Origin of the sequence: Flavobacterium branchiarum, from assembly GCF_030409845.1 — a bacterium.
GTDB classification, from domain to species: Bacteria; Bacteroidota; Bacteroidia; order Flavobacteriales; family Flavobacteriaceae; genus Flavobacterium; species Flavobacterium branchiarum.
This window is the reverse complement of record NZ_JAUFQQ010000005.1, coordinates 1079567-1091999: the sequence shown is the minus strand read 5'-3', so window position 1 is coordinate 1091999 and position 12433 is coordinate 1079567. Positions and strand designations below refer to the sequence as shown.

At 33.4% G+C, this 12433-nt stretch carries 6 protein-coding genes; all 6 read right to left on the bottom strand.

The features are described 5' to 3' along the window. Nucleotides 1-180: 180 nt before the first annotated feature. The 6 genes from QWY99_RS16655 to QWY99_RS16630 all read right to left on the bottom strand — a co-directional run bounded on the left by QWY99_RS16655 (nucleotide 181) and on the right by QWY99_RS16630 (nucleotide 12262). The gene (locus tag QWY99_RS16655) at nucleotides 181-3177 is read right to left on the bottom strand and encodes a serine hydrolase domain-containing protein (protein ID WP_290266796.1); all 2997 of its coding nucleotides are present in this window, start codon (nucleotides 3175-3177) and stop codon (nucleotides 181-183) included. 82 nt (nucleotides 3178-3259) lie between these two features. Then, the gene (locus tag QWY99_RS16650) at nucleotides 3260-4765 is read right to left on the bottom strand and encodes a sodium:solute symporter (protein ID WP_290266794.1); all 1506 of its coding nucleotides are present in this window, start codon (nucleotides 4763-4765) and stop codon (nucleotides 3260-3262) included. A 60-nt stretch (nucleotides 4766-4825) separates the two neighbouring features. Continuing rightward, nucleotides 4826-5653: an N-acetylmuramic acid 6-phosphate etherase gene (gene murQ / locus QWY99_RS16645; RefSeq protein ID WP_290266793.1), complete on the bottom strand. Its 828-nt coding sequence runs from the start codon at nucleotides 5651-5653 to the stop codon at nucleotides 4826-4828. A 114-nt stretch (nucleotides 5654-5767) separates the two neighbouring features. Then, nucleotides 5768-6967, bottom strand: a complete 1200-nt coding sequence (locus QWY99_RS16640) for an exo-beta-N-acetylmuramidase NamZ family protein (protein WP_290266791.1) — start codon at nucleotides 6965-6967, stop codon at nucleotides 5768-5770. A gap of 270 nt (nucleotides 6968-7237) precedes the next feature. Continuing rightward, nucleotides 7238-8971, bottom strand: a complete 1734-nt coding sequence (locus QWY99_RS16635) for a RagB/SusD family nutrient uptake outer membrane protein (RefSeq protein ID WP_290266789.1) — start codon at nucleotides 8969-8971, stop codon at nucleotides 7238-7240. Between the two features lie 24 nt (nucleotides 8972-8995). Continuing rightward, the gene (locus QWY99_RS16630; RefSeq protein WP_290266787.1) at nucleotides 8996-12262 is read right to left on the bottom strand and encodes a SusC/RagA family TonB-linked outer membrane protein; all 3267 of its coding nucleotides are present in this window, start codon (nucleotides 12260-12262) and stop codon (nucleotides 8996-8998) included. Nucleotides 12263-12433 lie beyond the last annotated feature (171 nt).

Here is a 12433-nt window from a genome sequence, read left to right as displayed (position 1 = left end):
TACAATTATTTTTTAACACATAGGAACATAGCTTTTAGAAATCTCAGAAAAGGCATTTCACTTTGCATACATTCACATAGCTATGTGATGATAATGAATTATCTTATTTACATTCTAAACTTAGAAATTAAATCTATGTTTCTATGTGTTAGATAAAACATAAATTATGTTCAGTAAATTTTATTTTATAATAGCGTCTTGAATTATTTGTTGAATATCTTCTCTAATTTTTCCTTTAGATAATTTATTCTCTTCATTAACAGTACCTGGATAAGTTCTGTTTGATAAAAAAACATAAACAATTTCTGTTTCAGGATCTACCCAAGCGATGTCGCCAGTAAAACCAGTATGTCCAAAACTAGATGGAGAAACACAAGCACAAGTTGGGCCTCCTTTTTCTATTCTTTTATCAAAACCTAAACCTCTTTGAACTCCTTGATCAGCATAATAACAAGTATTAAATGCATCAAATGTTGCTGCAGAGAAATATTGTTTATCACCGTAGTTCCCTTTCTGTAAAAACAGTTGCATCATTTTGGCAACATCCATAGCATTAGAGAAAATTCCAGCATGACCAGCTACGCCACCTTCCATTGCTGCTGCCATATCATGAACATATCCCTGAATAAGTTGCTGTCTGAAATAAGTATCTATTTCAGTAGGAGCAATGTTATTTTTGTCGAACTTATCTAAAGGATTGTATAACGTATTATTCATTCCGAGTGTGCTATAGAAATTTTGCTGGCTCAGCTCTTCTAATTTTTTATGTGTTTTTCGTTCTAGGTATTCTTTCAAGATGATGAAAGTGAAATCACTATACTTATATTCTCTTTTAGTAGATAACGGACTATCTGCAATCATTTTCATGATGGTATCGTGATAGTCATTTCTAATAAAAAGATTATCGGCTACTTTTGTAGAAAACTGAGAATCGGCTATTTTACGATAATATTTTGTCGATGGTTTGCCTTCGCTGTCTAACGTTGCTTTGTAAAACGGAATCCAAGCTTGTAGGCCTGCATAATGCGTTAGTAAATCTTTGAAAGTAATATTCTCTTTGTTTGTTTTTGCAAAAAGAGGCACCATATCTTTTAATTTGGTATCTAGATTTACTTTATCATGATCGTATAATTGCATTACATTAGGTAGTGTCGAAATCATTTTTGAAATCGAAGCCACATCATATAAATCTGAATTGGTTACTTTTCTAATATTTTCATAGGTTTGATGTCCGTATGATTTCTGGAAAATAACGTTTCCTTTTCTAGCAACGAGTACTTGCATTCCAGGAGTCATTTTGCCATCAATTGCTTTTTGAGCAATAGCATCTATTTTAGATAAGATTTGCGGATTCATACCTACATTTTCAGGAGTTGTAAACCCCAAACGATTTAATTTCTCCGTCGATAATCCATCATTTATTTTAAAAGAAGAATTAATAGATACAGGTAATGTTCCTTTAGCTGGGATTGCTCCAAATAGTAATTGTGCTGAAACAATCTGGCTTATATCTGAGTTTTGGTATGAAACTACTAATCCTTCAATATCATCAAAATTAGTGATTGGCAATAATGAATATGGTTTTGTGAAAATATCTAATATGACTTTGTTATGCTTTGCAATTTCTTGTAGCCAAACCAATTCAGTATCTGTAAAGTTTTGCTTTTCCCAAGTTTTGTTTACTTTATGAAAACCGATGATAACTACATCATATTTTTTTAATTCTTGGTTTAGGCTGTCAATATTAGTATTGGCTACTTCTGTAACAGCTGTATATTTTTTTAATGTAGTTACAAAGTCGCTGTTTACATCTTCTCCTAGTTTTACATAGGCTATCTTCTGATCTAAATTTTTGATAGGAAGAATGTCCTTTTCATTTTTTAGAACCGTAATTGCATTCTCATATAATTTATAGTGCAAAGCATCATTTTTCGATGGATTAAGATCGCTGACAATGTTTGCCATTTCTATTGGCTTGTATTTGTTTAAACCTGCTTTAAATTTATAATGAAGTATTTTTTTTACCGAATGGGCTAAACGTTCTTCCGTAATAATCCCTTCGTTGTAGGCAACTTCTAGTTTTTGTACTGCCACAGGGACATTTTCTGGGCAAAGTAAAATGTCATTTCCAGCAAGAAGTACGGCTATTTCTAAATCACCAGGACCTTTAAAATTACTTGCACCTTTCATCGCTAAACCATCTGTAAATATCAAGCCATCAAAACCCAATTCTTTTTGAAGCAAGTTCGTTACTACATTATAGGATGCCGAAGAAGGAACATTTGGCGTAGACTCTAAGCTCGGAATATTAAGATGCGCAACCATAACAGAGGCTAAACCTTCATTAAAGATTCTTTTGTATGGATACAATTCGACAGCTTCTAAGCGTTCTTTAGAGAAATTAACTAGAGGCAACGCATAGTGAGAATCGGTTGATGTATCTCCGTGCCCCGGAAAATGTTTTCCAGTACTAAAAACACCTTGGCTTTGTACTCCTTTCATTAAGGCGATAGCTTTGTCGCTAACATTTGTTTTGTCTTCACCAAAAGAACGATTACCGATAATAGGGTTTTTAGGATTGGTATTGATGTCAAGTACAGGAGCAAAATTAAAATGGATTCCAATTCGCTTGTTTTCATTGGCTAAGTTTCTTCCAACATTCTCAATTAAACTCAAATCTTTAATTGCTCCCAAAGTCATATTCCAAGGATAGCGATAGGTTGAATCTAATCGCATTCCTAATCCCCATTCGCCATCAATAGCTATGAATAAAGGGACTTTTGCTTTCGATTGATATTGATTAGTCAACTTCGCTTGACGAACAGGACCTCCTTGAAAAAAGATTACACCGCCGACTTTATAATCTTGCACTAATGAATTGACTTGATTGGTATGAATTGAATCTTTATTAGAATAGGCAGATATCATAAACAGCTGACCTATTTTTTCTCGAAGTGACATTTTGTTGTAAATGCTGTCAACCCAATTGGTCTCTTTGTTTGAATCTTTAAAAAAAGTTTTCTTCTCAGATTTATTGAGTGTAATGGCAGTGGCTGTATCTTTTGTAATAGTGTCTTTATTCGTATTTATAATTGCTTTGTTTTTTTGAGTAGCACAATTGATAATTAAGAATAAAAAAGTGGCGTATAGGCTAATTTTTATGAAGGATTTTTTCATATAATTATTTTTAGAATCAATTAAAAACTACGCATGGTAGTTTCTAATTGATTTGTCGATTAGTTATGTTTTTAACGTGGTTTTAAAAACTTATTCTTTCACTGCTGCGAGAGCTTGTTAGGTATAATCCAAGATAAGTTATTAATCCATTTAATACTATTAATTCATTATCAAAAACGTATCCTGCAAATAATACTTTTGAGTTTTCATTTATTAGATAAGTAAAGAAAGGGGACAACAAACATATAAAAGGAACTAGTTTATCATTTACGTTTCTTGTTTTCTGGAACAATCCAAAAGCATATAATCCTAACAATGGACCATACGTATAAGAGGCTACCTTAAATATCATTCCGACAACAGAACTATCATTGATAGAATTGAATATCAGAATTACAAAGAAGATTAATGCTGAGAAACTAAGGTGAACTAAATGTCTGATTTTGACTGTATTTTTTTTGTTGTTTTCGGCTTTATCCATGCCTAAGAAATCTACGCAAAAAGAGGTAGTTAAAGCAGTCAATGCCGAGTCAGTTGTAGCAAATGTGGCAGCAATTATTCCTAGTAAAAATACGATTGCAGGAATTGTAGCCAAATGATTCAAAGCAATTTCAGGAAAAAGTAAATCGGTTCTTGGTTTACCCGTAATTAAATCCGTAGGAATAGCAATTCCGTTTTTGTCTGCATAGATGTAAAGTAAGGCACCCACACTTAAAAAGAAGATGTTAATGATAACAAAGATTCCTGTAAAAGTGAACATGTTTTTTTGTGCTTCGCCAATGTTTTTACAGCTCAGATTTTTTTGCATCAAATCTTGATCTAATCCTGTCATTGCGATAGTTACAAACATTCCGCCTAATATTTGTTTTATAAAATGGAACTTGCTTCCAAAAAAATCATCAAAGAAAAATATTTTAGAATAGTTGCTGTTTTTTACTTCTTCAAAAGCGCTAATCGCACTTAAATCCATACGATCACAAATAAAATAGATAGTAAGAAATACCGAAGTAACTAAGAAAAAGGTCTGTAAAGTATCTGTTATAATAATTGTTTTTAGTCCGCCTCTGTAGGTATAAGAAAAGATAAGAAGCAAAGAAATCAATACTGTAAACGCAAAAGGAATATTATAATAATCGAATACAAAACGTTGCAATACGATTACAACTAAATAAAGTCTGAATGCAGAACTTACGGTTCTACTAATTAAGAAGATAGAAGCGGCAGTTTTATAACTATAAAACCCCATTCTTTGCTCAATATATCCATAAATAGAGGTTAAATTCATTCGGTAATATAGAGGTAATAACAATTTTGTAATTATTATAAATCCGATAGCATTACCTAATACAAACTGAAAATATTTAAATTGTTCACCACTGGCAGCACCTACTTCTCCCGGAACAGATATAAAAGTTACTCCCGAAAGAGCGGTTCCTATCATCCCAAAGGCTACTAAATACCATTTTGAGTTTTTATTAGCTGTAAAAAAAGCTTCGTTTCCGTCATCTTTCCGGCTAACCCTATGCGAAATGTAGAATAAGGTTCCGAAATAAACGATGATTAGTATTAGGATTGTGCTTGGTGTCATTTTATGTCTTTTGTGGTTTAGTATTTTATAAATCTATAAAAGATTTTGATTAGTTAGGATTTAAACTTCCAGATTTTTGTTTTCTGCTAGTAAAACGGCTCTTACGCTTTTGTGTTTTTTTAATAATTCAGAAGCTAGTTTTTCATCAATTTGAAGTTCTTCTACAATCATTTCAACACCTCTTTGTACTAATTTTTTATTAGACAATTGCATGTCAATCATTTTGTTGCCGTAAATTCTACCTAGTTTTATCATGACAGATGTCGAAATCATGTTTAATACTAATTTTTGAGATGTTCCAGCTTTCATTCTTGTACTACCAGTAAGAAATTCAGGTCCTACGATTAATTCAATAGGATGATCTGCTTGCTTAGAAATCAAGCTGGCGCTATTACATGATATACTACCAGTAACGATATTGTTTTCTCTCGCTTTTTTTAATCCACCAATAACATAAGGAGTATTTCCAGAAGCGGCAATTCCTAAAACTACATCTAAGCTCGAAATATCATATGCCGCCAAATCTCTCCATGCTTGATCAATATCGTCTTCAGCATTTTCTACTGCTTTTCTAATAGCCGAATCTCCACCAGCTATGATTCCAATAATCCAATTGTCTGGGACTCCAAAAGTGGGAGGACATTCTGATGCGTCAAGAATACCGATTCTTCCAGATGTACCAGCTCCTATATAAAACAAACGTCCGCCAAGTTTCATTTTAGAAACGATAGCATCTACTAATTTTTCAATATTAGGAATTTGTTTTTCAACGATATCGGCTATTTTTTTGTCTTCGTTATTTATATTTGAGAGCAATTCATTAGTACTCATTTTATCTAAATTAGAGTAAAGAGATTCTCTTTCTGTATCGGGATTTATCTTTGCCATTTTTATTTTTTTAACTGATTTTTTTAATTTTAATTTTTTTTGGAGACGTACTCGATGTTTGTATTTTATTGAGTTCTTGTCTTGTTTTATTGGTGAATAAATAAAGACAATGATTTAATAGATTAAATAAGTCATGCGCATTTTTTTAAAGGATTCTAAATCCTTCTGCCAAGTCTTTCTTATTTTACTTTCTGAAATTCCACTTTCAATTTGCTGTTGTAATTTTTTTGTTCCAGCTAGTTTTGTGAAAAAAGGATTAAAGAATTTTGTTTTGTCACTCGTATTTTGGTAGGCATTAATTAGCCATTTTAGTTCTAATTTTGTGAGTTTAGGATAAGCCGTTAAGTCTTCGCCAAAACATTCTTTTCCGTTATATAGTGGGTCCTTGGCTCCGAAATTTGGTTTAGGAGTAAAGCTAAAATTTGTTTTTGTTAAAAAAGGAGAACCATAAATTTGGAATTGTTTCTCGGTTCCGCGTCCCATGCTCACATTCGTTCCTTCAAACAGACATAAACTTGCATATAGGTTTATAGATTGGTCGTTAGGTAAATTTGGTGATGGTTTAGCAAGCAGGCTATATTCCATTTTTCGGTCATAGTCAACACAAGGAATAACAGTCAATTTGCATTGAATTCCATTTTTAAGCCATTTCTGACCATTTATCATTTGAGCATATTCACCGATGGTCATTCCGTGAAGCAACGGAATAGGGTGCATGCCTACAAAACTTGTGTATTCTTTTTCTAAAAGAGGTCCATCAATAATACCACCATTTGGGTTTGGTCTGTCAAGTACCATCATCGGAATTCCGTTTTCTGCACAAGCTTCCATAACATAATGTAAAGAAGAAATATAAGTGTAAAAACGGGCTCCAACATCTTGTAAATCAAATATCATAACATCGATTCCTGCTAATTGTGCTGCTTTAGGTTTTTTATTGTCTCCATAAAGTGAGATAATAGGTAGTCCTGTTTTAGCATCTTTTGCATCTACAACATGTTCTCCTGCATCTGCTGTACCTCTAAAGCCGTGTTCAGGAGCAAAAATAGTTTGAACAGCAATTTTTTTCTCTAATAAGAAATCAACCAAATGTGTTTTGTTAGACAAAATTCCTGTTTGATTAGTAATGATCCCTACTTTTTTATCTTTCAATAAAGGCAGGTACTTTTCATAATTATCAGCTCCAGTCTTAATAATTGGGTTGTTAACTTCTATCGTGTTGTTTTTTTCAACGGCTAAGAATGTATTAGAGTAGGATGGAACGTAAAATACAGTTGCTATAAAAAGAGCACTTTTTGCTATGAATTTTATCATTTTGAGTTACAGTTTAATTGTTAGAAGACCGAAATTGACTAAATAAATTTTTTAATTATTGTTTGATTGGTATTCTGTATTTTTTGATTGTTGTTGTGGAGTGTAGTTTGTTAAAGGTACTGTTTATCTAAGAATTCAGACTAAGAATTTATTCTGTCAAATGGTTTTATTTATATTTTCGACCTGCGAATATATAATTTTAAATACTACCTCTGAGTTATTTAAATTCAGAGGTAGTTTTGTTATTTTATTACATTTAGTAATTACGAATTACCAACCTGGGTTTTGTTTTAATTCTACACCTTGAGCTTTAAATAAATCAATATCATTAGTTGGGATATTCATTAAGTAGTGTTTTGCTTCAAAGTTTCTTGTGCTTGTTGGGTATATTTTTACATATCCATTAGCATCTACAATAGTTTGTGTTCCTACAGGAGTACCAATTCTTGCTCCAAGATTGGCATCTAAATTTTTAGAAGTATCAAGGTAATCACCCTTTTTCCAACGGTAAATATCCATTTGTCTTAGTGTTGTCCAGCTCATGAACTCAATTTGACGCTCACGACGAACTTCCCAGATTAAAGGACTAACAGAACCAGAAATTTGCTCTAAAGTCGCTGTTCTTCTTGGGTCATTAATTTGTGTTCCTCCAGCAAAAACATTTGTACCATCTGTAGTTAAAGGTGCAATTCCTGCACGATCACGTACTTTATTGATAGAAATATCAAGATCAGTATTTGTAGCAGTACCAAGTTCAGCACAAGCCTCAGCATAATTTAAATATACTTCGCTTAATGTAAATAAAGGAGCATCAGTATAATTACGACCTCCCGTTGTAACATCTGGACCTGTTGTTGCAGGGTTATTGTATAATTCGAATACATATCCAGACATTGAAACTAATGCCGCTGCACTAAAAGGTTTTCCTTTATATCCATAATTAGCTGGATTTACAGTTTTACCAAAACGAGGATCTCTATTAGTAAAAGTTTTTGTAACGTCTGTATCACCTGCATATTGAGTATTTCCTGCTTGCTGTATTGGTAATCCATTTCTTGTTACATAACTATCGGCAGCCCATTTTGTTAAACCATATTGTATAGTTGATGTATTGGTATAGTTTTGAAGAGAGTGCATTAAAACGTTTGTCAAATAACGTTTTGTAAGTATCACCTCAGTATTACCAGCTAATTCAACCGAGTTGTAAAGTGATTTCCAATCAGCGTTTAATTTATAGCCACCATTATTCATTACAGCTAACGATGCCGTTTTAGCTTTGTTTAGGTAAGCACTTCCATCTTGACCTAAATGGTATTTTCTATACGTTCCTTCGTAGGTACAAATGTTACTTAAAGCTGCATAAGCAGTATATTTATTTACAGTAGTATTTTTATCATCAACCGGAAGTAATAATTCTATAGCTTCTTCCATATCTTTAATTGCTTTGTCGATAACTTCTGCTCTTTGCAATGCTGGGGCATATACTTCAGGATTACCTTGGGCTAAATATTTATCCCTGTATGGTACATTTCCCATTTTTTGTACTAAACGATAATAGGTATATCCTCTAAAAAATTTTGCTACTCCAATGTAATGATTCTTTTTTACCTCAGACATAGGAACTGTAGGTATTTTTTCCAACATTAAGTTGCAACGACGGATAAGGGTGTAAAACTCATTCCAAGAAGTTGTATTAGTAGTTGATGGGGTAAGTTGCATTTGGATAAAAGTAAAAGCAGCTAGGTTATCATCTACTTTAGAATCACTTCCATGATAGTAGAAAGAAGAAAGCCCAATTACTGTACCATTTCCGTATCCATAAAACGTATCATAATTAAGCCATGAAAATGTTTTTACGTTATCTTCAGATTGCCAAAAGTTTTCGTTTGTAAATTTATCTGCAGGGTCCTCTGATAAGTAGTCTGAACAACTAACTGTGCTTAATGCTACTATTGCGGTAGCAAACATCAGTTGTAATTTAGATTTTATAATTGATTTTTTCATTTTAATTTTTTTGAATAGTTAGTGTTAAAAAGCTAGCTCAATACCAAAAGATATTGTTTTGGTAAAAGGATAAGATCTTCCCCAGAAAATTTCATTTTCGTCAATTTCTGGATCAACAGGAAGACGGCTATCTGCCCAAGTCAACAAGTTTTCACCCGAAGCGTAGATTCTTACTTTTTCTAAGCCTGCTTTTTTGATAAATTCTTGCGGTAAAGAATAACCAAGTGTAACATTTTTAAGACGTAGATAAGACATATCAAGTAGGTATCTTGTTTGGGTAATAAAGTTATTTATACCATTAGTACTGCCTCCAAAAGCAGTCGATTCACTTGCATAAGCTGGATTTGGCCAGTAAGCTTCTGTATTAGTTGGTGTCCAATAATCAGCTTGGCTAGCAAACATTTGTTGAGGTGCACGATAAAATGGTAATACAGCATCAGAAGCAGCCCAGTAATCGCGTTTAGCAACTCCTTGGAAGAAACCTGAAATATCAAAACCATGTACTTTTCCACCTAATGTTATTCCGTATTTGTATCGAGGAGTTGAATTACCAATTTTACTTAAATCTCCATGATCGTTTGCAGTTCCTGCTCCGCGCGATATAACACCATCTCCGTTTGTATCTACATAATGTACATCTCCTGCTCCGTATTTGAAATTACCATTCATTGTTTTAGAATAATCAATTCCATTTACCGTTTTACCATTATTAGTAAATACGTCGCTAGATTGTAGTAATCGATCACTAGTTAGACCCCAGATTTGACCAATTTCATACCCATCATAATAAGTATTTAATAATTTAGAACTGTTGTTCCATTTTGTTACCACTGATTTATAATCAGATAAAGCAAGATCTAGAAAAACGGAAACATTTTCGTTTATTTTTTTGTTGAAATTTAAAGCCAATTCCCAACCTCTTGTTCTCATGTTTCCTGAGTTAGTTTGTGCTGCAGTTTGACCAAATGAGCCTGGAAGCGTTATACCAGGAGCCAACATTCCTTTAGTATCACGTTGGTACCAGTCAAACGAAGCACCAAACATGTCAAATATTCTAATGTCAATACCAGCATCTTTAGTATATACTTTTTCCCAAGTTAACGATGGATCAACATTGGTTGGTAAGCCTGTAGAAGGAGGTAATACCGCTCCACTATTTACCCATGAAGGATTTGAAGAATTCAATACAGATAAGAAGGCATTGTTTCCAATGTTTTGATTACCAATTGACCCCATAGAGGCACGTAATTTAAGATCGTTTAACCAACCACGTGTATTTTCCATGAATTTTTCATTACTAATTCTATATCCTACAGAAGCAGAAGGGAAGAATCCCCATTGTTGGTCTGTTGGGAATTTAGAAGAACCATCATAACGAGCATTTAATTCTAATAAATAAATTCCGTTGTAATCATAATTTACACGAGCAAAGAAACCTGCAATTGAGTAGGATGTTTCTGCTGGATTTAAAGTGCTATTCGCAGCTCCAGAAACAAATTGTTCTCCTACTGCAAGGTTAAATTCGGGTTTAGATTTGTCTAAAAGTGTATTTCTTCTTGCATAAGTACGAGAGAAATCTTGCCACTCTGAGTTAAAACCTCCTAAGAATTTTAGATTGTGATTGTTGAATTGTTTTTTGTAGTTAGCATAAATATTAACCACATTGGTTTTTGTTTCCGCTTTTGATTGAGCTACAAAATCATTTCCTGCTTCAAGGGTAGTAGGAATAGCAGTTTGTATTGTTGTAGCATCATAAGGCATAGAGGACCAGCTATCCCAAGCTTGAAATTTACCTCCGTTTTGTTTTCTTGAATAGTAATCACTTACACTGCTTACTTCGGCTATTAAATTAAGATCTTTAGTGATTTCAGCTGTAAATTTAGCACTCAATCTATTGTTATATTGGTCAGTTTCATTCCTAGAGGCATTAGTTAAATATCCTCCAGCAGTACGGAAATTATAGCCTCTATAAGTACCAAAATTAGGTGTATATTGTCCCCAACGAAGTGCATAACCAAGGTAACCTGTAACACCTGTATCATCTGTACCAGCACCACCATAATAATTAAATGGGTTTTCGTAAGTATTTCTGATGGTCATCACTTTGAAATCACCCGTAAGCCATTCCGCTAATTTTGTTGTGAATCCTAAGTTTATGTTTGTTCTTTTTTTGGTTTCTTGATTAACCCTTAGCATTCCTTTTTGATCCGTAAGAGCCAATGAAGCAAAGAAAGAACTGTTATTTCCTAAATTACCCTGTGCAGAGAAATTGTGATAAGTTTGAGCAGCATCTTTCGCATATAATTCTTTATTAGCATCCCATACTCTGTAAAAATATGGTGTACCGTTTTTAATTTCCCAATCTTCACCATAAATCATCTCTTTACTAGTACGGTTATTAGCGTAATTTTGTTTCCAGACTTTAATTCCATCTAGTAATGTTTTGTAATTTGCTCCGAAAATTTCAGGTACAGCACCATCTGTACGTGTTCCAGCGGCAATTAACCCTGGAATCTCTTCTGTTGGGTCTAGGAATTTTAATGTAGAAATTGTGGAATTGAAAGCCGTGTTTCCAGTGTATGAAAATCTAACTTTTCCTTCACCTGTTTTTCCTCCCTTGGTAGTAATAAGAATTACCCCAAAGGCAGCACGAGCTCCGTAGATAGAAGCCGAAGCAGCATCTTTAAGTACAGATATTGATTCTACATCATTTGGATTAATAAGAGCCATATCAGTTGGTACACCATCTACAAGTACAAGAGGCGCATCAGAACCATTAATTGTTCCTGCACCACGGATGTTTATATTTGCAGAACGATTAAGATTTCCAGAATTAAAACTAATATTTACCCCTGGTGTGGTACCTTGTAGTGCCTTACTAACGTTTGTTACTGGTCTACTTCCTATCGCTTTGCTAACATCGATAGAAGCTACGGCTCCTGTTAGATTAGCTTTTTTCTGAGAAGCGAATCCTACGATTACGACTTCATCTAATTTAGAAGTGCTTTCTGTAAGAGCAACATTGAGCTTTTGTTGTCCTTCAAATTTCACCACTTGGGTTTCAAATCCCATATAGCTAAAACTAAGACTTTGTCCTGGTGCTACAGCAATAGTGTAGTTTCCATCAAAATCAGTCGAGCTACCATTTGAAGTTCCCTGAATAAGGACAGTAGCTCCTGGTATAGGAATTCCGTCCGCTTTGTTTTTTACAGTCCCGGTAATTGTTTTTGTTTGCCCAAATGTTACTTGAATGAACAAAACCAACAATGAAATAAGGAATAATTTTTTCATGATTATTTGGTTTTTTTAATGGTTGTTGAGCAAATATATTTATTTATTGCATATAAATGCGGTATATTGTAATTATTTTCTAAAATAAACTAAAATAACGCAAAATAACGCAATTTTAATTCTTGAATTCCTTAGTTTTTTATTTTTAAATTTAAACATGCAAACTATTGC

Bases quoted from the DNA above. Each gene is read 5' to 3' on its own strand.
- QWY99_RS16655 (WP_290266796.1), bottom strand. From the start codon at position 3,177: ATGAAAAAATCCTTCATAAAAATTAGCCTATACGCCACTTTTTTATTC.
- QWY99_RS16650 (WP_290266794.1), bottom strand. From the start codon at position 4,765: ATGACACCAAGCACAATCCTAATACTAATCATCGTTTATTTCGGAACC.
- murQ (WP_290266793.1), bottom strand. From the start codon at position 5,653: ATGGCAAAGATAAATCCCGATACAGAAAGAGAATCTCTTTACTCTAAT.
- QWY99_RS16640 (WP_290266791.1), bottom strand. From the start codon at position 6,967: ATGATAAAATTCATAGCAAAAAGTGCTCTTTTTATAGCAACTGTATTT.
- QWY99_RS16635 (WP_290266789.1), bottom strand. From the start codon at position 8,971: ATGAAAAAATCAATTATAAAATCTAAATTACAACTGATGTTTGCTACC.
- QWY99_RS16630 (WP_290266787.1), bottom strand. From the start codon at position 12,262: ATGAAAAAATTATTCCTTATTTCATTGTTGGTTTTGTTCATTCAAGTA.